This window comes from Sphingobium sp. BYY-5 (assembly GCF_022758885.1).
Lineage (GTDB): Bacteria > Pseudomonadota > Alphaproteobacteria > Sphingomonadales > Sphingomonadaceae > Sphingobium.
Window position 1 is genome coordinate 852,279 of record NZ_JALEBH010000001.1, and the last position, 25,236, is coordinate 877,514.

Here is a 25,236-nt window from a genome sequence, read left to right on the forward strand (position 1 = left end):
CTACACACTCGCGCGTATACGTGAGAGATTTTGAAACCGGGGCCTGAATGCAGCTTGTCATCGTCGAATCGCCCGCCAAGGCGAAGACCATCGAAAAATATCTGGGCGGCGATTTCCATGTGCTCGCCAGCTACGGTCATATCCGCGACCTGCCGGCCAAGGACGGGTCAGTGGACCCGGACGACGGCTTTGCCATGTCGTGGGAAAATTATGGCGACAAGGGCAAGCAGCTCAAGGCGATCGCTGACGAGGCGAAGAAGGCGACGCGCCTGATCCTCGCGACTGACCCGGATCGCGAAGGGGAAGCGATAAGCTGGCATGTACAGGAGGTGCTGCGCGCCAAGAAGGCGTTGCCCTCGGTCGTCGATCGGGTGACGTTCAATGCGATCACCAAGGCGGCGGTGCTGGATGCGATGGCGAAGCCCCGCGCGCTGGACGAGGATCTGATCGACGCTTACCGGGCGCGCCGTGCGCTCGACTATCTGGTCGGCTTCACTCTGTCGCCCGTGCTGTGGCGCAAACTGCCCGGCGCCAAGTCGGCGGGCCGCGTCCAGTCGGTGGCGCTTCGCCTGGTGGTGGAGCGTGAGCGCGAGATTGAGAGCTTTACGCCCCAGGAATATTGGTCGGTCGCTGCCGAGATGGAGCAGGGCGGGCAGGGCTTCACCGCGCGCCTGGTCCGCTGGAAGGGCGAGAAGATCGATCGCCTGACGATCGGCAAGGAAGGCGACGCCATGGCCGCGAAGGCGGACGTGGAGGCCGGCCGCTTCACCGTCGAGAAGGTGGAGACCAAGCCGGTCAGCCGCAATCCTCCCGCGCCTTTCACCACATCGACGCTGCAACAGGAGGCTGCGCGCAAGCTGGGCTTTTCCGCCAGCCATACGATGCGGATCGCGCAGCAGCTTTATGAGGATGGCGCGATCACCTATATGCGTACCGACGGTGTGCAGATGGATGGCAGCGCCATCTCCGCCGCACGCAAGGCGATCGCGGAGCGTTATGACGGCGGTTATCTGCCCGAAAAGCCGCGCCAGTATCAGACCAAGGCCAAGAATGCGCAGGAAGCGCATGAAGCGATTCGTCCGACTGAGTTCGGCCGGGACAAGGTGGGGTCGGGCGATCATGCGCGCCTCTATGACCTGATCTTCAAGCGGGCGCTGGCGAGCCAGATGGCCTCCGCACGGCTGGAGCGCACCACGATCGACCTGGTCGATGGCAGCGGGAGCCATGCGCTGCGCGCCACGGGGCAGGTGGTGATCTTCCCCGGCTTCCTCGCTCTATATGAGGAAGGCCGCGACGACAGCGACGATGATGATAGCAAGCTGCTGCCGCGCCTGAACGAAGGTGACGCGCCCGCCAAGAAGAAGGTAACGGCCGAGCAGCATTTCACCCAGCCGCCGCCGCGCTATTCCGAAGCCAGCCTGGTCAAGCGACTGGAGGAACTGGGGATCGGTCGCCCATCCACCTATGCCTCGACGCTTCAGGTGCTCAAGGATCGCGACTATGTGCGGATCGAGAAGAACCGCTTCTTCGCGGAGGAGAGCGGCCGGCTGGTGACGGCCTTCCTCGAACGTTTCTTCGAACGCTATGTCTCTTATGACTTTACAGCGGGTCTGGAAGACGAGTTGGACGATATTTCCGGCGGCCGCGCGCAATGGCAGGCGGTGCTGGAAGCCTTCTGGCGCGACTTCAAGCCCAAGACCGCCGAGGTCATGGAGCAGAAGCCGTCGGACATCACCGCGGCACTCGACAAGTTCCTGGAGCCGATGCTGTTCCCGCCCAAGGCGGACGGCAGCAACCCGCGCGCCTGCCCGCTGTGCGGCGACGGGCAGCTTTCATTGCGTGGTGGCCGCTTCGGTGCGTTCATCGCCTGCTCCAACTATCCGGAATGTAAATTCACCCGCAAGTTCGGTCAGCCGGGCAGTAGCGGGGACGGCGCGGACACCGGGCCGGAGGTGCTGGGCCAGCATCCCGAAACCGGGCAGGATATCGTCAAGAAGTCGGGACGCTTCGGCCCTTATATCGAAATGGGTGAAGGCAAGGAGGCCAAGCGCGGCTCCATCCCCAAGGATCTGCCCGATGGCGAAATGACGCTCGACTGGGCGGTGAAACTGCTGAGTCTGCCGCGTGAAGTCGGCCTGCATCCTGAGACCGGCCTGCCGATCGTCGCCAATATCGGCCGCTTCGGTCCCTATTTGCTGCACGACGGCAAATATGGCCGGCTGTCCTCGACCGCCGAGATTTTCGAGGTCGGCATGAACAGCGCCGTGGTGAAGCTGGCCGAAGCCGCGAACAAGGGTGGCCGAGGTGGATCGTCGCGCGAGCCGCTCAAGGTGCTGGGCAAGCATCCGCGCACGGAAGCCGAGATCAAGCTGATGGCGGGACGCTATGGCCCCTATGTCACTGACGGCACAACCAATGCGACCCTGCCCAAGACGATCGAGCAGGACGCGCTGACGCTGGAAGAAGCGGCGCAACTGATCGATGCGCGGGCGGCGGCGGCGCCGGCCAAGAAGGGCAAGAAGAAGGCCGCGCCCAAGAAAGCAGCGACGAAGAAGCCCGCCGCCAAGACAACGCCGGCCAAGAAGAAGGCGGCGGCGGAGTAACCCGCTACCGCCGTCATTTCCATTCGGCGGGTGTCAGAAACGCTCGCCTACCAACTCCTCGCTGGTGATCCAGAGCGCTTCGGCCTTGATCGGGTCGAGCGCGTAGCTGCGCACGCCGCCTCTGATTGCGAAGCTGTCGTCATTGTCGTCGGCCAGTTCCGCGACATGGCAATCCTCGCAATAGCGGCCACCTACCGTGTCAGCATCGGCCACGACCGCGGCCCAGACCGAGGTCGCTGCGCCCTGTGGGATGGACTTGAACTCGAAGGCCGGTCGGCCGGCGGCGGCATTCGCTTCGTTCAGATTGTTGAGCAGGGCGGCCATATGTTCTTCGCGCATATGGCGGGTAAGCTCGGTGTGGATACCGCCTGGATGCACGGCCGTCGCGCGGACGCCGCGGTTGCGATGGCGACGGTCGAACTCAACGGCAAACAGGGCGTTCGCCGTCTTGGAGCGGCCATAGGCAAGAAATTCCTCATAAGGGCTATGGTCGAAATTGGGATCGTCTAGATCGACATCGGCGAAACGATGTCCGGCGGAAGAGAGGTTCACCAGTCGGCCGCCGTCCCTAATCAGCCCCGCGATCCGGTTGACGAACAGGAAATGGCCCAGATGGTTGGTGCCGAACTGGATTTCGAACCCGTCGATCGTCTTGCCGAAGGGGCAGGCCATGACCCCGGCATTGCAGATGACGATATCGAAGAGTCGACCATCGGCATGGAGCGCATCGGTACAGGCGCGCACGCTGGCGAGCGATGCGAGATCGAGTTCGATCAGTTCGAGCGAACCGCCTTGCGGGCCGGGGGCGATCTGCGCTGTGGCTCGATGAGCCTTGTCGAGGTCACGGGCGGTGCCGACGATATCAGCGCCATGGGCGACGAGCGTGCGGGCCGTTTCAACGCCGAGACCCGCCGACACGCCCGTCACCAGGATGCGCTTGCCGCTGAGGTCTAGGCCATCCAGCACCTCGTCCGTGGTGGAATATTGTCCGAAAATCTGGCTCATTGCATTCTCCTTGTCGATCGGGAACGAGCGCCAGATGGCGATGAGGCCGATCCATCGCGCGCCTGATCGGATCGAACTCTTGCCTGATCCTCTCAAATTAAGCCCGGCCGATGCCGGTCGCCCTTGCATCTATGCAGCCGCTTGCCGATCTTGGCGCCATGCAGGATCAACTCGACAGGCTTTGCGCCATCGCCTTGCGTCATTCGGGCAAATATGTGCCCGGAGATAGGCCGCGCGTCGGCGTGTATGTCGGTCATCAGACCGCTCTGCCGGAGGCCAGCATGTATGAGCCGATGGTTTGCGTGGTGCTGCAGGGCGCCAAGCAGGTGACGATCGGCGATCGGGTACTGCGCTATGATCCGGCCAGTTATTTCGTTGCCGCGCTAGATCTGCCGGCGCACGGTTGCATCATCGAAGCTTCGGCCGACAAGCCCTATATTGCCGCCGCCATGACGCTGAACCGGGAGGTGCTGGCCGAATTGCTATGCACGGCGCCCGAACGATCATCGGGCGAGGCCGCGGGCTTCCAGGTGAGCGCGATGACACCCGAACTGCTGGAGGCCTGGCTGCGCCTGTTGTCGCTGTTCGACCGACCGGAGGAAGTAGCCATATTGGGGCCGTTGATCGAGCGGGAAATCCTCTATCGGCTGTTGCACGGGCCGCAGGGGCACATGCTGCGACAGGCGGCGCAGACCGACAGTCGCCTGTCGCGTATCCGCTCTGCGATCGGCTGGATCAGGGCGCACTTCACGGCGCCGCTGCGGATTGAGGCGCTGGCCGAGATCGCCGGGATGAGCGCCCCTTCCTTCCACCGCCATTTCAAGGCAGCGACGGCGATGAGTCCGCTGCAATATCAGAAGGCGCTGCGCTTGCAGGAAGCGCGTCGGCTGCTGGTAGCATATGGCGATGCCGCCGCGACCGCCTATCGCGTTGGTTATGAAAGTCCGTCGCAATTCAGCCGTGAATATGCCCGCATGTTCGGTAACTCGCCGCTGCGCGATGCGGCGTTGCTGCGCGGGGCGGAGCCGCAGGTCGCTTAGAGTCTGTTTGAAAATGCGCGGAAGAGCGCATTTTGAGACCGTACCGGCCCACACCCCCACCCGGCCACCCATAGAATATAGCCGTTGGGTGGCCGGGTGGGGGAGAGGGCCGGTGCCGCAATGCGCCGATAGGCGCATTTTCAAACAGACTCTTAGGCCAGATCGACATTCACGGTTTTAGGTGCTTCCTAAGCCGTCATGCCGGACTTGATCCGGCATCCAGGGCACAAAGGGTGGCGCCTGCGACTCTGGATGCCGGATCAGGTCCGGCATGACGTTGAAAATGAGGCTGAGGCTTCTGCTTTAACCTGAATGTCGATCCGCCCTAGGCCAGCACCAGTGCGCCGGCGATGAGCGCGCCAGCCAGCAGGATTGCCGCCGCGATCCAGCGTGCGCCATTGGTATTTGCGTGGCTTTGCGAAGGCGGGTTTTCCTCCAGCTTTCGTGTCAGTGCGCGGAGCAGGCGGGGAGCATCGTCGGCGATGCGGGAAAGTTCGAGCAGCAGCGCGACCGCCTTGTCCGGCGCATGGGCCGCCGTCACGCGGTTCATCACCAATCGCCCGCGCGCCTTTTGCAGCGCATCGGACAGGTCGAAACCGGGCTGAATCGCGCTCAACACTCCGTCCATCGTGATGAGCGCCTTGAAGATCAGGGCGAGGTCGGGCGGCAGCACCAACCCTTCCTTACGCAGCAACGGGAAGAAATCCGCCACCATGCGGCCCAGTATCAACGGGCCGCTGCCATGGCGGGCGACCAGGAAATCGGCGGCGGTCAGCACGCGCTCGCGGCTGGGCGTACTGCCTTGCGACCAGGCAATCAGAGTGTCGGCCAGCGTTTGTGCGTCGCCGGAACGGAGCGAGAGGATGAAGGTCAGAAATTCCTGCTGCCGCCGCGCGCTGACATGGCCGATGAGGCCGAGGTCGAGCAGCGCCAGGCGATTGCCGGGCAGGCACAGCAGATTGCCGGGATGCGGATCGCCATGGAAGCGGCCGTTCACCAGCACCATGTCGAGCACCAGCGCGGCGCCCAGGTCCGCGATGGCGGCGGGATCGATACCGACGGCGCGCAGCGTGTCGCCGTCACGCGGAGGCACGCCTTCGACATAATCCATGACCAGCACGGTTTCGGCGCAATAGCGCCAGTGGATTGCGGGGACGACTATAGCGCGATTGGTGGCCAGGTCTTCGCGCAGCCGGTCGGCGTTGCGGCCCTCATTGGTGAAGTCCAGTTCCTCCAGTACCGTGTCGAGCAATTGCTGGACGAGCGCCTGGGGCTGGAAGCGGCGCGCTTCCTTGCTGCCGGCTTCGACGATGCCGGCGAGATGGGTGATGAGGCGCAGGTCGGCCTGCATACGCTGGCGAATGCCGGGGCGGCGGATTTTCACCACCACCTGCCGCCCGTCGTGCAGGGTGGCGCGATGCACTTGCGCCATGGAGGCGGCGGCGAGCGGTTGCGGGTCGAATGAGGCGAAGGCAGTTTCGGGCGGTTCGCCCAGCGCCTCCTCAAGCCGTGGGCGCAGCGTTTCGAAGGGCAAGGTCGGCGCGGCGCTGTGGAGCTTTTCGAACTCGGCGATCCAGGGTTCGGGAAGCAGGTCCTGCCGGGTGGCGAGGATTTGGCCGAGCTTCACATAGGTGGGACCGAGCGCTTCGAGCGCCTGGCGAGTGCGGCGGGGGAGGTCGGGAACGCTGTCCGCCTGCGCCCTGTCTCCCTTTGCCAATCCCAGCCGGGCGAGCAGCATGTCGAGACCGAAGCGGGTGGTGATGGCGGTGATTTCGGCCAGCCGTTCCCGGTCGCGGGCGGCCACGATGATCGTTTTCAGCATGGAGGCTCAACGATCATCTATGGCCAAATGTTTCGGGTGAGGAATGTCTTTTATAGCATGGGCGGATCAGTCCACCCAGTCCAGCCCGATGTCGCGATAGATGAAGCGGTCGTCCTCCCAATCCTCCTTCACCTTGACATGGAGGTAGAGGTGGACCTTGACGCCCAGCAGGTTGGCCAGTTCGGCGCGGGCTGTTGAGCCGATTTCCTTGAGGCGCTGGCCGCCCTTGCCCAACACGATGGCGCGCTGGGTCGGGCGGGCGACCAGGATTTGCTGGTGGATTTCGACGGATCCGTCATCGCGCTCCTTATATTGTTCGGTGTCGACAGCAGCGGCGTAGGGGAGTTCAGCGTGGAGTTGGTGATAGAGCTGCTCGCGGGTGATTTCCGCCGCCATCATCCGGTCGGTGGCGTCGGACACCTGATCCTCCGGGAAGTGCCATGGCCCCTCCGGCATGGCCTTGGCGAAGGCGGTCTTGAGTTCGGCAAGCCCATCCCCGGTCGCGGCGGAGATGAAGAAAGTCTCCTCGAAGCCGATCCGTTCGTACAGCTTCTGGGTATGGACCAGCAGCTTTTCCTTGATCGAAATGTCGACCTTGTTGAGGATCAGCCATTTGCGTTCCGGGCGGTGGATGAGCGCTTCGACGATCGGCTCCATCTTGGGGCCAAGGCCCGCCTTGCCGTCCACGATGAGCGCAATCAGGTCCGCGCCCTGCGCGCCGCCCCAGGCGGCCTGCACCATCGCGCGATCCAGCCGCCGCTTGGGCGCGAAGATGCCGGGCGTATCGACCAGCACGAGTTGTGCGTCGCCCTCAATCGCGACGCCCATGACGCGGGTCCGCGTGGTTTGCGCCTTGGGGCTGGTGATCGCCACCTTTTGCCCCACCAGCGCGTTCACCAGCGTCGATTTTCCCGCATTGGGCGCACCGACGATCGCGATAACGCCGCAGTGCTGGGAATTCATATCAGTTGTCAAATAACACTCCGTTCGCCCTGAGCTTGTCGAAGGGCCTTACTTTTCTTTGTGTGATCGCGCCAAGCTGGAGATCAATGTCCAATCCTCACGGATAAGAGCGAGCTTCTTAGCCCGGCTCCAGCCCTTGATCTGCCGTTCGGCCTCAAGCGCCTCCATACGCATGTCGAACGATTGCGACCAGACCAGTTTTATGGGCAGGCGTGTCTGGGTGTAGCCGGGGATTCCACCCTGGTCATGCTGGCCAATCCGTTGTTCCAGATTGTCGGTATGCCCGACGTAGAAACTACGGTCCGCGCAATGGAGCATGTAGGTCCAGAAGGCCATGCTTGGAGTAAAGAGGAAATAAAGCCCTCCGACAAGCTCAGGGCGAACGGGTTCTGGGAATTTCCCTTAACCCGCCAGCTTCTCCAACAGCGCTTTGGCCGCCGCCGTCTCCGCTTCCTGCTTCGATGCGCCGGTGGCGCTCGCTTCGCCTGCGCCCTTGATCGACACCGTTACGGTGAAGCGCAGCGCGTGTTGCGGGCCGGAGCGGTCGGTCAGTGCATATTCGGGGGGCTTGCGCTTGTTGGCGGCGGCCCATTCCTGAAGGTAGGATTTGGGGTGGCGCGGCGCGCTGGTCTGGGTATCGACCCGGCTGCCCCACAGGCGGCGGACGAGCGCGCGTGCCTCCTCCAGCCCGGCTTCCAGATAGAGGGCGCCGATCAGCGCCTCCATCACGTCGCCCAACACATTGTCACTGTCCGCGGCGCCATCGTCGCGGGCCTGCTTGCCCAGGATCAGATGCGTAGGCACGCCGGCGGCGCGCGCCACGTCGGCGCAGGTCTCGCCCGACACCAGCGCATTGTAGCGGCGGGAGAGCTTGCCTTCCGGCTCGTCGACGAAGCGTTCATAGACCCATTCGCCGATCAGCAGGCCGAGGATGCGATCGCCCAGGAACTCCAGCCGCTCATAGTTCAGCGCCTTGGCGCTGCCATGGGTTAGCGCCTGTTCGAACGCCGCCCGGTTCTTGGGCGCGCGGCCGATCAGTTCCTTCAGCCAGCCATCGGTGTCAGGCTTACTCAAAAGCCTTCCCCGATGCGGCTCCAGCGAGCGGCGGTGAACCAGGTCCAAGGGAGCAACCAGTTGGCGCTGCCATCGGTGGAGAAGACGGAGATCATCGCCTTGCCGACCAAATTCTCTTCCGGGACCAGGCCGATGCCACCGTTCTCGACCGCCGGAAAGCGGCTGTCGGCGCTGCGATCGCGATTATCGCCCATCATGAAGAGATGACCTTGAGGCACCAGCACCGTGTCGCGATCATCCGCCGCGCCGTCCTGAACCAGGTCGAGGACGTTGTAGCTTTTGCCGCCGGGCAGGGTTTCGCGGAACTGGGGATAGCGGCACTGTTTGCCGCCGCCGGGTGCGGCTTCTTCAAATTCGGGGCGATAGCAGGGGTAAGGGTTGCCTTCCTTGGTGGCGGCGGCCTCCATATTGGGCGTCACCGGTATGACCAGGTCGGCGACCTTCTGCTTGGGTATTGCCTGGCCGTTCAGATAGACGGTCCCGCCGCGCACCGCGATCATGTCGCCGGGCAGGCCGATGACGCGCTTGATATAGTCATTCTTCTGGCTCGGCGGGGCCTTGAACACCACCACGTCGCCGCGCTGGGGCGTGGAGGCGAAGATGCGGCCGGGGATCAGCGGGATGCTGAACGGCAGCGAATAGCGCGAATAGCCATAGGGCCATTTGGCGACCAGCAGATAATCGCCGATCAAAAGGCGCGGCTGCATCGATTCCGACGGGATGTTGAAGGGCGATATGATGAAGCTGCGCAGGATGAAGACGAACAGGCCCAGCTTGGCGAGAAACCAGATGAAGTCCCGCGTTTCGGATTTGGCTGTCATGAGTGTCCGTCTTTTCCTTCGCTCTGCCTCAAAAAGAGGCCGTCGCGGCTTTTGCGGTGTCCTAAAGGCCGCGTCAAGCACGCCGGATGGTGCATTGCACGCCGGACCTGTCTAAGCAGAGGGAGAATCGACCGGTGCAGCGTCGATCTCGACCAACGTCATAGAGGATATCGCATGACCAGCCCTGCACTGGCAGCCATTGCCGCGCTCCCGCAAGCTGACCTCAAGTCCATTTTCTCCACCGATCCCGATCGCCTGTCCAAGCTGGTGCTGAGCCAGGGGCCAATCCGGTTCGACTGGTCCAAGACCCATCTGACCGACGATCTGCTGGCCGGCTTCCTGAAGCTGGCCGAGGATCAGGGTTTCGCCGCCCGGCGCGATGCGCTGTTCGCGGGCGAGGCCGTGAACAATACCGAAGGCCGCGCCGCGGAACATCCCGCCGAACGGGGCGAGGGCAATGCCGAAAGCGTGGCCTTGGCCAAGGCGCTGCATAGCCGGATGCGCGCGCTGATCGACGCGATCGAGGTGGGGGCGCTGGGCGAGGTTCGCCATATCCTGCATATCGGTATCGGCGGGTCGGCGCTTGGCCCCAAGCTGATCGTCGATGCGCTGGACGGCGACGGCGTGCGGTACGACGTGGCGATCGTGTCCAACGTCGACGGCACGGCGCTGGAGCGGGCGATCGAGGGTTTCGATCCGCACGCTACGCTGATCGCGGTCGCGTCCAAGACCTTCACCACCACCGAAACCATGCTGAACGCGGCGAGCGCGATCAACTGGATGGTCGAGGCGGGCGTGGAAGATCCCTATGGCCGGGTGATCGCGCTGACCGCCGCGCCGGAAAAGGCGATGGAATGGGGTGTCGATGAAACCCGCATCCTGCCCTTCGCCGAGTCGGTGGGCGGGCGCTATTCGCTCTGGTCCTCGATCGGGTTCCCGGCCGCGCTGGCGCTGGGCTGGGATGCGTTCGAGAGCCTGCTGGAGGGCGCGGCGGCGATGGACCGCCATTTCCGCCTGTCCGCGCCGCACGAGAATGCACCGCTGATCGCGTCCTTCGTCGACCAATATTATACGCGAGTGCTGGGCTGCCAGACGCGCGCGCTGTTCGCCTATGACGAGCGGTTGGGGCTGCTGCCGTCCTACCTTCAGCAACTGGAGATGGAGAGCAACGGCAAGAGCGTGCAGCGGGACGGTACGCCGGTGGACGGGCCGACGGCAGCGATCACCTGGGGCGGGGTCGGCACCGATGCGCAACACGCGGTGTTCCAGTTGCTGCATCAGGGGACGATCCTGACGCCGGTGGAGTTCATCGCGTCGATCGAGCCGGGCAATGCGCTGGACCCGGCCCATCATCGCGCGCTGCTGGTCAACTGTTTCGCCCAGGGGGCGGCGCTCCTGCGCGGCAAGGAGAATGACGCCGATCCGGCGCGCGCCTATCCCGGCAACCGGCCGTCGACCACCATCCTGCTGGACGATGTGACGCCTGAGGCTTTGGGTGCGCTGATTGCCTTCTACGAGCATCGGACCTTCGCCAATGCGGTGCTGATGGGGATCAACCCCTTCGACCAGTTCGGTGTGGAACTGGGCAAGGAAATCGCCAAGTCCATCGAGGCCAATGGACCGGTCGGCTTCGATCCGTCGACCATGGCGCTGATCGACCTGGCGCTCGGCGGGGAGTGACCTAAATTAAGCCCCTCCCTTTCAAGGGAGGGGCTGCCCTTGCAGGCGGGTTATTGCATATGGAGAGAGGCTATCCATTTTCGTCACCCTGAACTTGTTTCAGGGTCCATTTCGCCACTCGAACCATCAGACCCGACGGCGAGATGGATGCTGAAACAAGTTCAGCATGACGGAATGAAAATGGGCGAAGGTCCATATGCGATAGCCCTCCCTTGAAAGGGAAGGGGGTATTGAGATTCCCATTTGTAACTCGCGCCTTCACCCGCCATATCCGCCCTCACCCTAGCGGAGGCCAAGCATGAGCGAGTTTGATTTCGACCTTTTCGTCATCGGCGCCGGATCGGGCGGTGTGCGGGCGTCGCGGGTCGCGGCGGCGCATGGCGCGAAGGTTGCGGTGGCCGAGGAGTACCGGGTCGGGGGCACCTGCGTCATTCGTGGTTGCGTGCCCAAGAAGCTGCTCATCTACGGCGCGCATTTCGCCGAGGATCTGAAGGATGCGCGGCGCTTCGGCTGGAACGTGCCGGATTGCGGGTTCGAATGGACCACGCTGCGCGACAATGTGCTGGGCGAGGTCGATCGGCTCGAAGGCCTCTATGGCAACACGCTGAACAGCCATAAGGTGGAGGTAATCCGGGAGCGTGCGACCGTCACGGGGCCGCATGGCGTCAAGCTGGCCAGCGGGCGCGAGATCACGGCGAAGGTCATATTGATCGCGACCGGCGCCTGGCCGATCGTGCCGGAGATAGACGGTGCGGAGCATGGCATCACCTCCAACGAGGTGTTCCATCTGGACGAATGCCCCAGCCGCATCGTCATCGTCGGCGGCGGCTATATCGCCAATGAGTTCGCCGGCATCTTCCACCAGTTCGGTGCCCAAGTGACCATGGTCAATCGCGGCAGCGACCTGCTGCGCGGTTATGACGAACAGATCCGCGACCGGCTGCTCCAGATTTCCATGACCAAGGGGATCAACTTCCGCTTCAACGCGAAGATGGAACGGATCGAGAAGCGGGACGACGGTACGCTCTGCCTCCATTTCGAGAGCGGTGATCCGATCGCGGCCGACATCATCCTCTTCGCTACCGGGCGCAGGCCGCATAGCGACGGACTGGGGCTGGAGACGGCCGGGGTCGAACTGAACGAGAAGGGCGCGATCAAGGTCGATGAGTATAGCCGGACAAGCTGCGAGAGCATCTATGCCGTGGGTGACGTCACCGACCGGCTGCAACTGACGCCAGTGGCGATCCGCGAAGGCCATGCCTTTGCCGACACGGTGTTCGGCGGCAACAAGCGCAAGGTTGATTATAGCTGTGTGCCGTCGGCCGTGTTCAGCCATCCGCCGCTGGCGGGCGTGGGCCTGACCGAGGCGCAGGCGAAGAACCAATATGGCACGGTGAAGGTCTATACCTCCGACTTTCGGCCGATGAAGAATGTGCTGGCCGGGCGGGAGGAGCGGGCGCTCTACAAGATGGTGGTCGACGCGAGCACGGACAAGGTTGTTGGTCTGCACATGATCGGCCCGGATGCGCCGGAGATTTTGCAGGCGGCGGCGGTCGCGGTAAAGGCCGGCCTGACCAAGCAGGATTTCGACGATACCGTCGCGCTGCATCCCAGCATGGCGGAAGAGTTGGTGCTGTTGAAATAATCCTCCCCGCTCGCGAAGCGAGTGGTGGAGGGGGGATGGGGCGCAATGCTGCCCTATATGGCCACCCCCCCTCCGTCAGCCCTGCGGGCTGCCACCTCCCCGTGCCGGGGAGGATATGAACGTCACGACCAGCGCGTCGCGCCATGCCGGTTGCGTCGGGTCTACGGCATGGATTTCAGTCACGCCATGTAGGATGCGGTGGTCGTCGATCAGCATCGTGTCGCCAGGCTGGACCAGCGTGAATTCGCCCAGCGGCGTGCCGTCGGGTGCGCCGATGCGGGTGACGCCTTCGCGGACGTTGCGGCGCTCGACCAGCATCACCAGCACATGGTCGACGCCGTCGCGGTGCATCCCTTCGGGAGTAGGGCGGCCGCTCTGGTCAGGCTTCGCCTCGATGCGGAACTGGTGGAGTTCGACATGCCAGTCGCCCTTGCGCCTGGGGTCGAAGCTGGCGGCGCAATAGGCGAGGATGGCCTGCATCGCGGGCATGTCGATCGTGGCCTGCTCCACCGGATCGAACCAGCGCTGCACGTCCCCGTTGAGCGGGTTATAGTCGCGGCTTTGATAATGGGGCTGGTGGGCCATGCGGGTGAAGCGGCCGCCGGCGCAGCGGAAGGTGGCATGGCGGCGGCGGCGATAACGCCCGCCGTCGGCCATGAAGAGATCGGGACCGAGATCGTCCCATGTTCGGGCGAAGCCGTTCCAGTCCGCTTCGGAAATGCCGAGTTGCGCCAGCATGTCCGGGCCGGGCAGGCGGGCATAGCCCTGCCGGGCCAGGATGTCTTCGATCGAGGAAAGGCTGTCCGTGTCGCTCATCCTGTTCATCCTAATGGAGGCGTGAGACGAGCGACAGGGCCAGTTTCCGCAAGGCGGATTTTCCATACCCCGTTCGTTTGGAGCCTGTCGTCAGGCGATCGTCGGGATCATCCCGCCTTCGACCCGAAGCGCCGCGCCGTTGGTGGCGGCGGCGAGCGGGCTGGCGAGATAGGCGACCATCGCGCCGACCTCGTCCGCCTCGATCAGCCGCTTGATGAGCGAGAGGGGACGCATCCTGGTGAAGAACTCGGCTTCGCGGTCGGCTTCGGGGGCGTCCTTATTCTCGACCACGGAGCGGATGAAATCGACGATCCCCTCTGATCGGGTCGGGCCGGGGAGGACCGAATTGACTGTAACGCCGGTGCCGCGAGTATGTTCGGCAAGGCCGCGCGAGATGGAAAGCTGGGCCGACTTGGTCATGCCGTAATGGATCATCTCGGCGGGCGGCAGCAGGCCGCTCTCGCTGGCGATGAAGATCACCCGGCCCCAGTTCCGTTCCAGCATTCCGGGGAAATAATGGCGGGAAAGGCGAGCGCCGCTGACGACGTTGACCTCGAACAGATGGTGCCAGTCCGCGTCGCTGATATCGGCGAAATCCTTCGCTTCGTAGATGCCCAGATTGTTGACGAGGATGTCGGTGGCAGGGGCGGCGGCGATCAGCGCTGCGGCGCCTTGCGCCGTCGCGGGATCGGCGAGGACGGCGTTCACCGAGGCGCCGATCTCCGCGATGGCGGCGTCCAGCTTGGCCTGGCTGCGGCCGGTGATGGTGACGGCGACGCCTTCTTCGGCAAGGCGTCTGGCGATGGCGAGGCCGATGCCGGCGGTCGATCCGGTGACGATGGCGCTCTTGCCGCTAAGTTTCAGATCCATAAGCTGTTTCCTCCTTGAAGTGGACAACAAGACGGACACAAGATAGCAGATGCGCAATTGATGATTAGAGCGCACCTTGTCACTTTAGAAGTGAATTATAATCATGGATAACCGGTTCGGCGATATCGAAATCTTCCTGACGGTGTCGAGCGAAGGGAGCTTTGCGGCGGCGGCCAAGGCGCTGCGGTTGACGCCATCGGCGGTCAGCCGGTCGATCGCGCGGCTGGAGCAGCGGCTGGGCGTGTCGCTGTTCCGGCGGACGACGCGCGCGCTGGCGCTGACGCGCGAGGGGCTGGCCTATCGTGACCGGATGGCGGTGCTGATCGGCGACATGATGGATGTGGAGGCAAGCCTCAGCCAGGACCGGAACGAGCCGCGCGGGCTGCTGCGGGTCAACGCTTCTCCCTCCTTCGGGGTCGAATGCCTCATCCCCTTGCTGCCGCGCTTTGCCGAGCGCTATCCAGCGGTGACGGTGGACCTGAGCCTGTCCGACATGATCGTCGACCTGGTCGAGGAGCGCGCCGACATCGCCATCCGCATCGGGCCGCTGCGCGATACGCGGCTGCGCGCAAAGAAGCTGGGGCATAGCCGCATGGCGCTGGTCGCCAGTCCCGACTATCTGGCGCGATGCGGGACGCCACAGACGCCCGACGACCTGGACGGGCATGACTGCCTGCGCTTCAGTTTTCGCCGGTCGGTCGACGGCTGGCCGTTCCGTGTGGGGAAGCGCGTGGTGCAGCGTCCGGTGGAGGGTAGTTTTTTCGGCAATTCGGGCGAAGTGGTGCGGCAGATGGCGATTGCGGGCTGCGGTATTGCGCGGCACGGCTATTTCCATGTCGCCAGCGATGTGAAGGCGGGGCGGCTGGTAGAGGTGCTGGAGGCGTATAATCCCGGCGATGGCGAGGATATCCACGCCCTCTACGCGGCGGAAGACCGGTCGGCGGCGCGGGTGCGCGCGTTTCTGGACTTTCTGGACGAGGCGATGGTGATTGCGGAGTGAGGGCGATTATCGGCAGGCTGCCCGCTTCTCACCCGTCCCCCTCAATGTCGGAAGAATAATGTCACCGACGCCACATGGTTGACGCGGGTGTTGCCCGCGCGCTGGTTGATGAGTTGGTTGAGATAGCCGATTTCGAGCGTCGAGGCGCCGGGCAGGCCGACTTCGGCGCCGACGAAGCTGCGTAGCTGGTCGAAGCCGCTGCGGGCGCCCCAGTCGGTGTCGTTGAGCGCGGCGAAACCCTCCGCATAGACGAGCGCGTTCACCGCGTCGCTGTCGGCCTTGAGCGGTTTTTCGTAGCGGATCATCTCACGCAGGCGCCAGCCCATATCGTCGCCGTCCGATCTCCAGCGCTGTTCGAGGCGCGTGCGGGACGAAAGTTCGCCGCCCCAGGGCTTGCCCAGCGTCCAGCTCAATTGTTGGAAGCTGCGTTCCTCATTGACGTCCTTGCGACCATCCATCGGCACGACGACATGGGCGTAACCCTGATAGACAGTGAGCGTGGGCGAGAGTTTCCAGCCCAGCGCGCCGCGGAAGATGGACTGGTCGATGCGGGAGACGCCGTCACCAATGCGCGGCTGGATCTCGACAAAATAGACCAGTTCGTCCTTGATCGATCCCATCGCGGTCAGGTTGATCCAGAGCTGTTCATCCTCGCTGGTGGCGGCGCGGACGGGGACGGAGAGCAGCGCGAGGCAGGCGGACAGGCAGAAAGCGAGGCGGCGCATGGGGTTCCTAGACACGGAAAGAAAGGTGAGCGGCCGGACTGCGGCTGCCATTCTCCCTAATGCGGGTGCGTTTCTATCTTGTTTCCCGGATGTTAGTTTGTGTCCAGTGCAAGAGAGGGTTGCATGGAGACACAAGCCTCTCCCGTTCAGGCTTGTACTGATTGAAACCAACCTGTTCCTCGGCGTAAGCCGGGGTCCAGTCCGACGGTTCGAACTGGACCCCGGCCTGCTCCGGGGAACAGATACCGTCAGGTAATGACGCTGGGCTGGTCCATGCCGGTGAAGCCACTGATGTCCGCTATTTCCTGCGCCGCTGCGATCAGGGGAGCCAGGGCGGTCGCGGTTTCGAGGGCGAGGTCGCCATCCGGGGCGACATAGCGTTCGATATAGACGCGCAGGGTCGCGCCCTCGGTGCCGGTGCCGGACAGGCGGAAGACGGTGCGCGACCCATCCTCGAACAGGATGCGGACGCCCTGGTTCCTGCTCACCGACTGGTCGGTCGGGTCGGTATAGGCGAAATCGTCGGCGCTCTTCACCGTGCCGCCGCTGTTCGACGTGCCGGGCAAGCTGTCGAGCCGGGCTCGCAGCGCCGCCATCAGAGCGTCGGCCTTGTCCTTGGCGATCGCTTCATAGTCGTGGCGGGCATAATAGTTGCGGCCATAGGTCGCCCAATGATCGGCCATGATGGTGGAGACGCTCTGCCTCCGGGCGGCGAGGATGTTGAGCCAGAGCAGCACCGCCCAGATGCCGTCCTTCTCCCGCACATGGTCGGAGCCGGTGCCGGCGCTTTCCTCGCCGCAGATGGTCGCCATGCCCGCGTCGAGCAGATTGCCGAAGAATTTCCAGCCCGTGGGCGTCTCGTAAAGCGGCAGACCCAGTTTCTCCGCGACCCGATCGGCCGCGCCGCTGGTCGGCATGGAGCGAGCGATGCCCTTCAAGCCCTGCGCATAGCCGGGCGCGAGATGCGCGTTGGCCGCCAGCACCGCGAGCGAATCCGAAGGCGTGACATAGCAATGGCGGCCGATGATGAGGTTGCGGTCGCCGTCGCCGTCGGACGCCGCGCCGAAATCAGGCGCGTCGGGGGCCATCATGCGATCGTAAAGTTGCTTCGCATGGACCAGATTGGGATCGGGATGATGATGGCCGAAATCGAGGAGCGGCGTGCCGTTCATCACCGTGCTGGCGGGTGCGCCGAGACGCTTTTCGAAAATCTCCACCGCATAGGGACCGGTGACGGCGCTCATCGAGTCGAAGGCGAGGGTGAAGCCGCCCGCGATCATCGCGCGGATCGCAGCGAAATCGAACAGGCTTTCCATCAGGTCGGCATAGAGGGCGACCGGATCGACCACTTCGACGGTCATGTCGCCGAGCTGGCTGGTCCCGATCGTGTCGAGATCGACATCGGCGGCTTCGAGGATCTTGTAGCTGTCGATGACCAGCGACCGGGCGTTGATCGCGTCCGTGACCTTTTCCGGTGCGGGGCCGCCATTGCCGATATTATATTTGATGCCGAAATCTTCGTCCGGGCCGCCGGGATTGTGGCTGGCGGAGAGGACGAGGCCGCCATATGCGCCCGACGATCGGATCAGATGCGAGGCGGCGGGGGTGGAGAGGATGCCGCCCCGGCCCACCTGCACCCGGCCGAAGCCGTTGGCGGCGGCCATTTTCAGCACCGTCTGGATGACTTCGCGATTGAGGTAGCGGCCGTCGCCGCCCACGACCAGCGTCGTTCCCGCAAAGCCTTCCAGACTGTCGAACACCGACTGGACGAAATTTTCCGCATAATGGGGCTGGGCGAAGATGCGCACCTTCTTGCGCAGGCCGGATGTGCCGGGCTTTTGGTCGGTGAAGGGGGTGGTCGTTACGGTCTGGATCACGCCGGCATCCTTTGGAACAATCGTGTCGATAGAAATCTTTGAGGCCCCCGCGGGCGCATATTGCAGTGCAGCATGTTCACCGTTTTTGTGCAAACCAGATGACATGGCGCGGCCCCTTGCCATTGTCGCGGGCGCGCACGGCGACCTCTTCGACGAGGAAACCGCTGCCGCGCAGGCGACGGGTGAAGGCGTCGTCGGAACCGGCCGACCAGACCGCGAGAATGCCGCCGGGCTTGAGCGCCGCGCGGGCGGCTTCCAGCCCCTTGCCATTATAGAGCCGGTCGTTGGCGGCGGCGGTGAGGCCGTCGGGGCCATTATCGACGTCGAGCAGGATCGCGTCATAAAGCCCATGCCCGGCGGCGATGACCGGGACGACATCGTCCAGCATCAGGGTGACGCGCGGATCGTCCAGGCATCCGGCCGCCAGTTTCGCCATCGGGCCGCGCGCCCATTCGATGATTTCGGGCACCAGTTCGGCGATGGTGATCCGCGCCGTGGCATCCAGCGCGCCCAGCGCGGCGCGCAGGGTAAAGCCCATGCCATAGCCGCCGATCAGCAGATGCGGCGCCTTGCACCCCTTCAGCCGATCGATCGTCATGAGCGCGAGCTGTTTTTCCGAACCGCTCATGCGGCTGCTCATCAATTCGTTGCGGTCGAGGACGATCATGAAATCACCGCCCCGGCGGTAGAGTTTCAGTTCCTGCCCACCCGGCACGGCGGCGGACCCCAGATATTCGCGCGGCGTCATAGTGCCCCTTCATACATAATCGATCGGCGATGTGGCGCATGGCAGCTTGGCTTCCGTCGCGCAAATGCTACAGGCGGTCGCGCGCGCCGGTCGACACATGGCTGATCGGCACGCTGGATGCTATCGGCCCGCCACCTTTCCAACCGAATCTTGACAGGCAGCTTTCTTCTTCATGCGCTATTTTCTCGACACCGAATTCAACGGCTTTGGCGGGGCGCTGATCAGCGTGGCCCTGGTGCCCGAGGACGGGGACCAGGAACTCTATTTCTCGCTGCCGTTGTCGGACGAGATCGAGCCATGGGTGGCGACCCATGTGATTCCCTATCTGCGCCATGTGCCGCCGGGCATCGACCATGAACTGGGACGGGAGGAAGCGGCCGATCTGGTCGCGGCCTATCTGGCGGGCGATTCCGATCCCGTCATCATCGCCGACTGGCCGGAGGATCTGGCCCATTTCTGCGCCTTGCTGGTCAAGGGGCCGGGGCAGATGGCGGGCATCGATTTCGGGCTGCGGCTGGAACTGATAAATGCGGCGGGCTTCAGCGCGGCGGCCAATAGCCGCGTGCCGCATAATGCGCTGCACGACGCGCGGGCGTTGCGTGATTTCTACATGGTCTATCGCGCCGGCTGACGACGGCCGATCCGGCTGCGCTCCAGTGCCCAGAGCAGGGCGCTGGCCGCCAGCCAGGCCAGCAGGAACGGCCAGGCGGGACCGGGGTGCTGCTCGCCTTTGGTGATATTGGCGGGTGCATCGCCGCGTAGCATCAGCGTGGCGTCGCGATCGCGGGCGGCGCGCATAGCGGGCAGGGCGTCGATGAGCTGGACATGGAAGGGCGTTACGCCGTCCTTCGTTCTCAGCAGATGCCACCCTGCGCTTGTCGGCCAGAAGGCGGCACAACCGTTGAGAGGGATCAGGCCGGTTCGGCCGCCTTCGGGACGCTCCACCTGCGCCTCTCCCGGCAGGCTGCATAGGATCATGCGTTCGCCGGTCCAATAGATGCCGTCGAGCGCCGTGGGCGCGGGGGCAGGACGAGCCACGGCGCTCAGCAAACTACGCCACCATTGGTCGAAGAGCGGCTGGCGGCCCGTCAGGGTCAGCGCATAGCTGTCGATCCCGGTGAAGAGCGCCATCCGTCCCGTTCCCAGCGCACGCCAGGCGGCGAGTGATGTTCCCCCGGCGTCCTGCAAGAGCGGTACGGTGTCGCGGCCCGATGGCGTGGCGGCAAGGCGGCTGATGTCGGGGAGCATGTCGTCGGGCATCGCTAGATCGTCGGGCCTGTCGGCTTCGGCGATGCCCTGGCGAGTGCGGGTGATGGCGGCGGCGGGCGGCTTGGGCAAAGCAAGCGGGGCAATTTCATTCTTGCCCTGGAGCGTGAAGCCCAGCGCTTGCCACTGGTTGCGGGTTGGGCCGTCGAGTGGGCCGCTGGGGCGCAGGATCAGGCCCAGCCCGTCGCGCACTGCGCCGAGAAGGGCGTTGCGCTGAGCGCCGAGCACCGCCCAGCTCCGATCATCGACCAGCACCGCGTCGAAGCGCCGCAGCGTCGCGCTGTCGATTGAGACGGGCGCATCGCCAAGCTGGATGCCGCCGCCCGCGCTCATTTGCGTCGTGACGGCGAATCCGGCGTCGATGGCCCAGCGACGCAGATATTTGACCTCCGGTCCTGGCGCACCCGCGAGGATCAGCAGGCGGGGCTTGGCGCTTTCGCGCACGATGACGGGCACGGTTGCCTGCTCGATGATGCGGTTGCCGTCTCGGATGCGCAAGGTGAAGTCGGCCACGCCGTCCGCGCGGGTGGTGCCGGTCAGAGTGAAATGGCCATCGCCATCGGCCGCGCCACTATCGGTTACGCGGCCGGCGGGATCGACCAGTTCCAGCGAGGCGTGTGGCAGGCCGCTGAGAGTGCCGCCCACGGTGAAGGTCGCGCCAGGGGCCGTGGGTGTTGGAACGGCGAGATTGATGATGCCCTTGGGCGGCGGGGGCGCGTTGAACCGGACGGCGACCTGGCGTGCCGCATCAATGTCGCGGGGCGTAAGCCCCTGGCCGAATATCTCTATCGACCGAGCGGACGGATGGCGGCGCAGCGCGGTGGCGAGGTCGGGCACGGCTTCGCCGGGGAGATTGCCCGCTTCGGGCAGGACGATAAGTGGCGCTCCTGTGGGGGAGAAACGCGAAGCTCCGGCGGTGGCGACCCGCAAATTGTCGCTCCCGCCGCTGATGGCGGGCGGGAACAGGCCGAGGAAGAGGAGGATTGCGCAGACCGGCTGGAGCAGCAGGAGCAGGGCGAGGCGGAGGCGCGCGCCATGATCCCCCGCCGCGCGATGCCAGAGGATGAGGCGGACAGTGGCGACCAGCACGGCAAGGCCGAGGATCGCGGCGACGATCAGGCGGAGGGTCATGGCGCGCCCCCCTCGATCGCGCGGAGATAGCGGGCGCCGGAGGCGTCGGCCGGGCGACGGCGGGCCGGCTGGCCGAAGGGGCGCTCCATCGCGCTCCAGAGTTGGGCGCGCAATTTCGTCCGGCAGGGCGTGCAGGCAGGATCGCGACGCACCGCGTCGATCGCGCCGCTCAGGGCCAGGGCATCGGGCAGGCGGACGGCATTGGCGCGAACCCATCCTTCCAGCGGGGCAAGGTTGACCGGTCCCCGGATCGCGTCCGGCCCGGCACCCAGCGCGCGCCAGGCTGCTGCTGCGGGGCCGTCCTGCCGTTCGACGGGGGTGATTTCGAGCTGGCGGCTGGCCAGCCCGTCGCGCTTGCCGGTCATGCGGCGGGTCGCGTCGATCGGCGGCAGTTCCGGCCCGACGCGGGAAAGGAAGATACGGGTCGCCTGTTGCACCTCCTTGATGAAGCGCAGCGCCCTATAGGCATAGGGCAGGGCGGCGTCGGGACGGCCGGTCTTGAGGTCGCGTTCGGACTGCCACATCTCGTCCACCGCTTGCTTCAGGATCGCGCGGGTTTCGGGATCGAGGCTGGAAGCGGGGGATTCGTCGTGGGGATGGCCAAATTCCGCCAGCACATCCTCCTTCTCGCCGAAGACGGTGGGAGCGGTCTGCGGCGGGCCGCCATGATCATGGCCGTCGCCGTCATGATGGCCATCGGCGTCGGCGGTGGGGAGTTCGGGTTGTCCTTCGCTCTCGCCGCCCAGGAACTGACTGTAGCGGCCGCGCAATATCTGCTGGTCGCCGCCGATCGCGGTCGAACGGGACAGAAAGCGGTCGGGGGCGAGGCCGCGCTTTTCCCTGAGAAGCTTTTCGATGTCGATGATGATCTGGCGCTGGCTGCGGAAATAGGCGGGCAGGGTGGTGTTGACCATGCCGGTGAGGCCACTGCTTTCGGGTTGTTTGGGCGATGGCCAGCGCAGGATGAGGCTGGGGCCACGCACTTCCTGCGGCGACGGGCTGCGATTGTCGCGGACGATGAGTTGCACCACCATATCGCCACCCGCCGCAAAGCCGAAGGTCGGGAAATCGAGGCGCGGGGCGAAGCGGCGGTCTCGCGCGGGGCCGCCGCCGGTGACGGCGATTTCCCGCTCGGTGAAGGTCACATTCTCCCCCTCCCCAATTGCGAGCGTGACGCGCAGGCGCGCGGTGGCGGCGACGCCATAATCGTCGGTGACGGCGAAGACCGGGGTCCAGCTATGCTGGCCGGGCTTGACCAGGGTCAGGCTGTCCGTGAGCGGTTTCACCTGCGGTGGGGCGTCGGGAATCGCATCCACGCGATGCAGCGGCGGGATCGGGCCATGGCCGCTTGCGGGATCGACGCGGTAGAGGAAGGCGGCTTCCAGCCCATGGCTGGCGATCCAGTGGGGGCCGTCGCGGCGCAGGGCAAGCGGCTGGCCTCCCAGCATCAGCAGCTTTGGCGCGCTGGCCTGCGGATCGAAGCGCAGGGTCCATTCCAGACGCGATCCCTGCGGCGCGCGGGCGTCGAGCGAGGCGGAGTCACGCACGGGGAGGCCGGTATAGGCGGGCGGGATGATGCGGAGATTTTGTGCGACGAGGCGGGGGATGCCGGGTTTCGCGGGGATGCCTTCGCTGCTGGGGGCGAGGAGCGGCGGGTTTTCGCCCGCACGCAGCCAGAGCAGGGCGGCGGCGATCAGGATCGCGGCGGCGAGGCAGAGGAGCAGCAGCGCATGTTTCGACCAGGCCGGGACGAGGTCTTCGGGCGTGTGCTGGTCAAGCCGGGCGGCGATGCGGGTGCGCTGGAGCGACTGGAGCGGGAAAAGCGGCGGGCAGTCGGGGAAGAGGAGAGCGCTGCTGTCCTCCAGTTCGGGGCGCGTGGCGTCGAGGGTACGGATCAGCCATGGCAGGTCGAAGCGGGCTGCACGCTGGCGGGCGATGAGCAGGGCGATGACGAGGGCGATCGCTGCGGTCGCAATGGCGGCGATCGGGCCGGCGAGACGCCAGCCGATCGTGGCGGCGGCGAGCAGGAGCGGGAGTGCGAGTGTCAGCGTGTCGGCGGCACTGCGCCGACGCGCGGGCGTGATCCAGTGGGTGAACAGAGCGTCGGCGCTCATGGCGCGATGCTCCGGCTGCGGCGGGTGGCGAGCCAGCGTTCGGCGAGTAGCAGTAGCGCAATCAGGAGAGCGAGCCACGGTTGGAGCGGCCGGGGCGGCTGGTCATAGGATCGGCCGCCGGTGAGCGGGGCATAATCGGCTGCGGCGACGCGGGAAGGCGTTGTTTCGGGTGCGATTAACAGGCGCAGTCGAGCGGGAAAGTGCGCTTCCAACAGAACGGGCATTTGCGAGGGGAGCAGGGGCCGGGTGAAGCGCAGCAGGCGGCCCTTGCCCATGGGCAGGGCTTGCGCCAGGGGCCGACCTTCGTCGTCGCGCCAGACGGGGATGGGGGCTTTGGCATTCTGCGGCATCAGCGTGTCGGAGGCGACGATGGCCTGTCCGCCCTTTTTGATCCATTGGGTGAGCGTTGCGGGCAGGGTGCCGCCGCCCATCCAGAAGAGGGGCTGGTCAATGGCGGGCAGCGGTGCGTTGAGCGGTCCGCTGTCGATGGCGGTGGGCTTGCCTGATGGTTGCCAGGCCAGCGCGGCAGCGCGCAGATAGCGCAGGCCGCTTGCATGGGCCTGATCGGATCGAAGGGCGATGCGGGGCGCGGGGGATGCGGTTCCGCGCGGGGCTGGCATCGCGCCGGGCGCGATCCGCCACGTCACCGCGCGCGACAGGCGCAGGCGGTCGGCGTCGGCGCCTTCGATGATGGTCGGGGTGATGATGGTGAGCGGCGTCCCGGCGGGAAGTTCGGCGTCGAGCTGGCGGATCAGGCTGGCGGCCGGCAGCGGGCTGGCGGGCGGGGTATCGTAAATCTTCGGGAAACCGGGGGCGAGCCAGTGGAGGCGGGCGTCGCCCAGCGTGGCCGGATCGACCTGTGTGCCCGGCACGACGGCAATATAGGGGCGGTCATCGCCTGCGCCGAACAGGACGGGCTGAGCCAGCCACAGGGCGGCGAGCGCCAGCAGCGCAAGGCGGAGCAGCAGCAGCGGCCATTCGTCGAAGCGCAGGCGCGAGCGGGGCTTGGGCCGTTGCCGCAGCCAGCGCAGCGCGGCGAAGTCGGTCGGCTGCTGCTCGCTCCTGCGCGCGATATGGATGATAAGCGGCACGATCAGCACCGCGAGCGCGGCCAGCGCTGCCGGGAAAAGCAGGCCCATGCTCATGCATATTCCGCCGCGCCATGAGCCGCGAACAGGCGACGCAGGGGGAGGTCGACGGGTTCGTCGAGGATGTGCGCGGCGTGGCGGATGCCGGTCGCTTCCAGCCGGGCGTGGAGCGTGTCGCGCGCCTGCGCGAAGCGGGCGATAAATTCTGCGCGCAGAGCTGCGCCGTCGGCGAGCAGTTCCTCGCCAGTTTCGGGATCGCGGAAGCGATGGCCGCCGTCGAAGGGAAAATCCCGTTCGGCGACGGTCAGCATCTCGATCACCAGTGTTTCCCGTCCGGCGGCGGCCAACTTCTCTGCCAGCGCCACTACGCCTTCGTCGAAACAGTCGCTGAGCAGGATCACCAGATCATGCGCACCGATCCGTTCCCAGACCGGACCTAGCTGGCTTTCCGCCGCGAAGCCGCGCGCCGGGCGGACTTTGAGCAGTTCCAGTAGCAGCCGGTCGCGCTGACGCAGGCCGGTAGCGGGGGGAAGCAGCGCGAGTCCCTGGTCGCCCAGCGCCATGAAGCCGAAGCGGTCGCCCTGCTGCATCGCGAGTTCGGCGACGGCGGCGGCGATGGCTTTCGCGGCGTCGAGGCGGCTGTAATCGGGGCGGGCGGCGTCAGACTGGCCCATGGAGGCGCTGGCGTCGATCAATATCCAGACCGCGACCGGGCTTTCGCGTTCCGCCTCCCGCACGAAGAATTTGTCGGAACGGGCGTAGAGCTTCCAGTCGATCTGGCGCAGTTCGTCGCCCGGTTCATAGGCGCGATATTGGGCGAATTCGAGGCCCGCGCCGCGGCTGTGGCTCTGATGCAGGCCGATGCCATGCGACCCCACAGCCCGGCGCGTGACAAGGCGCAGGCCGCGAAGGCGGCTGCGCACGTCAGGGGGGAGGAGATCGGTCATG

General features: G+C 65.3%; 21 protein-coding genes. 6 read left to right on the top strand and 15 right to left on the bottom strand.

The annotated features are described in order from the left end of the window. The first annotated feature begins 47 nt into the window (after positions 1-47). Positions 48-2,603: a type I DNA topoisomerase gene (gene topA / locus MOK15_RS04180; protein WP_242930454.1), complete on the top strand. Its 2,556-nt coding sequence runs from the start codon at positions 48-50 to the stop codon at positions 2,601-2,603. Between the two features lie 33 nt (positions 2,604-2,636). Here the strand turns inward: topA and MOK15_RS04185 are convergent, their stop codons facing one another. Further along, a complete protein-coding gene (locus MOK15_RS04185) occupies positions 2,637-3,608 on the bottom strand; it encodes an SDR family NAD(P)-dependent oxidoreductase (protein WP_242930455.1) in 972 nt (323 codons plus the stop codon). 158 nt (positions 3,609-3,766) lie between these two features. Here MOK15_RS04185 and MOK15_RS04190 point away from each other — a divergent pair, with 158 nt between their 5' ends. Further along, positions 3,767-4,648 (top strand): AraC family transcriptional regulator, encoded by an 882-nt coding sequence (locus MOK15_RS04190; RefSeq protein WP_242930456.1) that lies wholly within the window; start codon positions 3,767-3,769, stop codon positions 4,646-4,648. Between the two features lie 325 nt (positions 4,649-4,973). On the opposite strand, the gene MOK15_RS04195 is transcribed toward MOK15_RS04190, so the two are convergent. The 5 genes from MOK15_RS04195 to lepB form a co-directional block, all read right to left on the bottom strand. Next, entirely contained in the window at positions 4,974-6,470 is a 1,497-nt protein-coding gene (locus MOK15_RS04195) for an AarF/UbiB family protein (RefSeq protein ID WP_242930457.1), read from the bottom strand. Positions 6,471-6,536: 66 nt separating this feature from the next. After that, positions 6,537-7,433: a GTPase Era gene (era, locus tag MOK15_RS04200; protein ID WP_242930458.1), complete on the bottom strand. Its 897-nt coding sequence runs from the start codon at positions 7,431-7,433 to the stop codon at positions 6,537-6,539. 48 nt (positions 7,434-7,481) lie between these two features. Next, positions 7,482-7,769 (bottom strand): GIY-YIG nuclease family protein, encoded by a 288-nt coding sequence (locus MOK15_RS04205; RefSeq protein WP_242930459.1) that lies wholly within the window; start codon positions 7,767-7,769, stop codon positions 7,482-7,484. Positions 7,770-7,835: 66 nt separating this feature from the next. After that, entirely contained in the window at positions 7,836-8,507 is a 672-nt protein-coding gene (gene rnc, locus MOK15_RS04210; RefSeq protein ID WP_242930460.1) for a ribonuclease III, read from the bottom strand. Continuing rightward, complete coding sequence (lepB, locus tag MOK15_RS04215; protein WP_242930461.1) at positions 8,504-9,328, bottom strand: signal peptidase I; 825 nt, start codon at positions 9,326-9,328, stop codon at positions 8,504-8,506. The genes rnc and lepB overlap by 4 nt, the downstream gene beginning before the upstream one ends. 174 nt (positions 9,329-9,502) lie before the next feature. On the opposite strand from lepB, the gene pgi reads away from it, so the two are divergent. Beyond that, on the top strand, positions 9,503-11,008 hold the full coding sequence (pgi, locus tag MOK15_RS04220; RefSeq protein ID WP_242930462.1) for a glucose-6-phosphate isomerase: 1,506 nt from the start codon (positions 9,503-9,505) through the stop codon (positions 11,006-11,008). Positions 11,009-11,306: 298 nt separating this feature from the next. Next, complete coding sequence (gor, locus tag MOK15_RS04225) at positions 11,307-12,653, top strand: glutathione-disulfide reductase (RefSeq protein WP_242930463.1); 1,347 nt, start codon at positions 11,307-11,309, stop codon at positions 12,651-12,653. A gap of 75 nt (positions 12,654-12,728) precedes the next feature. On the opposite strand, the gene MOK15_RS04230 is transcribed toward gor, so the two are convergent. Together MOK15_RS04230 and MOK15_RS04235 are read right to left on the bottom strand one after the other, a co-directional pair. Further along, positions 12,729-13,469, bottom strand: a complete 741-nt coding sequence (locus tag MOK15_RS04230) for a 2OG-Fe dioxygenase family protein (protein ID WP_242930464.1) — start codon at positions 13,467-13,469, stop codon at positions 12,729-12,731. A gap of 90 nt (positions 13,470-13,559) precedes the next feature. Further along, a complete protein-coding gene (locus tag MOK15_RS04235; RefSeq protein WP_242930465.1) occupies positions 13,560-14,339 on the bottom strand; it encodes an SDR family oxidoreductase in 780 nt (259 codons plus the stop codon). Positions 14,340-14,442: 103 nt separating this feature from the next. On the opposite strand from MOK15_RS04235, the gene MOK15_RS04240 reads away from it, so the two are divergent. After that, positions 14,443-15,339, top strand: a complete 897-nt coding sequence (locus MOK15_RS04240) for a LysR family transcriptional regulator (protein ID WP_242930466.1) — start codon at positions 14,443-14,445, stop codon at positions 15,337-15,339. A gap of 41 nt (positions 15,340-15,380) precedes the next feature. Here MOK15_RS04240 and MOK15_RS04245 read toward each other — a convergent pair whose 3' ends face one another. The 3 genes from MOK15_RS04245 to MOK15_RS04255 all read right to left on the bottom strand — a co-directional run bounded on the left by MOK15_RS04245 (position 15,381) and on the right by MOK15_RS04255 (position 18,689). Then, positions 15,381-16,064, bottom strand: a complete 684-nt coding sequence (locus MOK15_RS04245; protein ID WP_242932620.1) for a DUF2490 domain-containing protein — start codon at positions 16,062-16,064, stop codon at positions 15,381-15,383. A gap of 248 nt (positions 16,065-16,312) precedes the next feature. Continuing rightward, positions 16,313-17,941, bottom strand: a complete 1,629-nt coding sequence (locus MOK15_RS04250) for an alpha-D-glucose phosphate-specific phosphoglucomutase (RefSeq protein ID WP_242930467.1) — start codon at positions 17,939-17,941, stop codon at positions 16,313-16,315. A gap of 76 nt (positions 17,942-18,017) precedes the next feature. Beyond that, a complete protein-coding gene (locus tag MOK15_RS04255) occupies positions 18,018-18,689 on the bottom strand; it encodes a spermidine synthase (protein WP_242930468.1) in 672 nt (223 codons plus the stop codon). Positions 18,690-18,861: 172 nt separating this feature from the next. Between MOK15_RS04255 and MOK15_RS04260 the strand changes: the two genes are divergently transcribed. Continuing rightward, on the top strand, positions 18,862-19,320 hold the full coding sequence (locus MOK15_RS04260) for a hypothetical protein (RefSeq protein WP_242930469.1): 459 nt from the start codon (positions 18,862-18,864) through the stop codon (positions 19,318-19,320). On the opposite strand, the gene MOK15_RS04265 is transcribed toward MOK15_RS04260, so the two are convergent. The 4 genes from MOK15_RS04265 to MOK15_RS04280 are packed head-to-tail and all read right to left on the bottom strand — an operon-like array spanning position 19,305 to position 25,235. Further along, on the bottom strand, positions 19,305-21,086 hold the full coding sequence (locus MOK15_RS04265; RefSeq protein WP_242930470.1) for a carboxypeptidase regulatory-like domain-containing protein: 1,782 nt from the start codon (positions 21,084-21,086) through the stop codon (positions 19,305-19,307). The genes MOK15_RS04260 and MOK15_RS04265 overlap by 16 nt on opposite strands. Further along, positions 21,083-23,200: a DUF4175 domain-containing protein gene (locus tag MOK15_RS04270; protein WP_242930471.1), complete on the bottom strand. Its 2,118-nt coding sequence runs from the start codon at positions 23,198-23,200 to the stop codon at positions 21,083-21,085. Before MOK15_RS04270 ends, MOK15_RS04265 begins: the two co-directional genes overlap by 4 nt. After that, complete coding sequence (locus MOK15_RS04275) at positions 23,197-24,345, bottom strand: BatA domain-containing protein (RefSeq protein ID WP_242930472.1); 1,149 nt, start codon at positions 24,343-24,345, stop codon at positions 23,197-23,199. The genes MOK15_RS04270 and MOK15_RS04275 overlap by 4 nt, the downstream gene beginning before the upstream one ends. Next, entirely contained in the window at positions 24,342-25,235 is an 894-nt protein-coding gene (locus MOK15_RS04280; RefSeq protein ID WP_242930473.1) for a DUF58 domain-containing protein, read from the bottom strand. Before MOK15_RS04280 ends, MOK15_RS04275 begins: the two co-directional genes overlap by 4 nt. Position 25,236: the final 1 nt, after the last annotated feature.

What these genes read in the sequence shown, in the direction of transcription:
- pgi (WP_242930462.1), top strand. Translation starts at nt 9,503, where the DNA reads ATGACCAGCCCTGCACTGGCAGCCATTGCCGCGCTCCCGCAAGCTGAC.
- MOK15_RS04270 (WP_242930471.1), bottom strand. Translation starts at nt 23,200, where the DNA reads ATGAGCGCCGACGCTCTGTTCACCCACTGGATCACGCCCGCGCGTCGG.
- MOK15_RS04260 (WP_242930469.1), top strand. Translation starts at nt 18,862, where the DNA reads ATGCGCTATTTTCTCGACACCGAATTCAACGGCTTTGGCGGGGCGCTG.
- lepB (WP_242930461.1), bottom strand. Translation starts at nt 9,328, where the DNA reads ATGACAGCCAAATCCGAAACGCGGGACTTCATCTGGTTTCTCGCCAAG.
- MOK15_RS04265 (WP_242930470.1), bottom strand. Translation starts at nt 21,086, where the DNA reads ATGACCCTCCGCCTGATCGTCGCCGCGATCCTCGGCCTTGCCGTGCTG.
- MOK15_RS04195 (WP_242930457.1), bottom strand. Translation starts at nt 6,470, where the DNA reads ATGCTGAAAACGATCATCGTGGCCGCCCGCGACCGGGAACGGCTGGCC.
- MOK15_RS04185 (WP_242930455.1), bottom strand. Translation starts at nt 3,608, where the DNA reads ATGAGCCAGATTTTCGGACAATATTCCACCACGGACGAGGTGCTGGAT.
- MOK15_RS04280 (WP_242930473.1), bottom strand. Translation starts at nt 25,235, where the DNA reads ATGACCGATCTCCTCCCCCCTGACGTGCGCAGCCGCCTTCGCGGCCTG.
- MOK15_RS04230 (WP_242930464.1), bottom strand. Translation starts at nt 13,469, where the DNA reads ATGAGCGACACGGACAGCCTTTCCTCGATCGAAGACATCCTGGCCCGG.
- MOK15_RS04245 (WP_242932620.1), bottom strand. Translation starts at nt 16,064, where the DNA reads ATGCGCCGCCTCGCTTTCTGCCTGTCCGCCTGCCTCGCGCTGCTCTCC.
- MOK15_RS04240 (WP_242930466.1), top strand. Translation starts at nt 14,443, where the DNA reads ATGGATAACCGGTTCGGCGATATCGAAATCTTCCTGACGGTGTCGAGC.
- MOK15_RS04235 (WP_242930465.1), bottom strand. Translation starts at nt 14,339, where the DNA reads ATGGATCTGAAACTTAGCGGCAAGAGCGCCATCGTCACCGGATCGACC.
- MOK15_RS04255 (WP_242930468.1), bottom strand. Translation starts at nt 18,689, where the DNA reads ATGACGCCGCGCGAATATCTGGGGTCCGCCGCCGTGCCGGGTGGGCAG.
- era (WP_242930458.1), bottom strand. Translation starts at nt 7,433, where the DNA reads ATGAATTCCCAGCACTGCGGCGTTATCGCGATCGTCGGTGCGCCCAAT.
- gor (WP_242930463.1), top strand. Translation starts at nt 11,307, where the DNA reads ATGAGCGAGTTTGATTTCGACCTTTTCGTCATCGGCGCCGGATCGGGC.
- MOK15_RS04275 (WP_242930472.1), bottom strand. Translation starts at nt 24,345, where the DNA reads ATGAGCATGGGCCTGCTTTTCCCGGCAGCGCTGGCCGCGCTCGCGGTG.
- MOK15_RS04205 (WP_242930459.1), bottom strand. Translation starts at nt 7,769, where the DNA reads ATGGCCTTCTGGACCTACATGCTCCATTGCGCGGACCGTAGTTTCTAC.
- MOK15_RS04190 (WP_242930456.1), top strand. Translation starts at nt 3,767, where the DNA reads ATGCAGGATCAACTCGACAGGCTTTGCGCCATCGCCTTGCGTCATTCG.
- topA (WP_242930454.1), top strand. Translation starts at nt 48, where the DNA reads ATGCAGCTTGTCATCGTCGAATCGCCCGCCAAGGCGAAGACCATCGAA.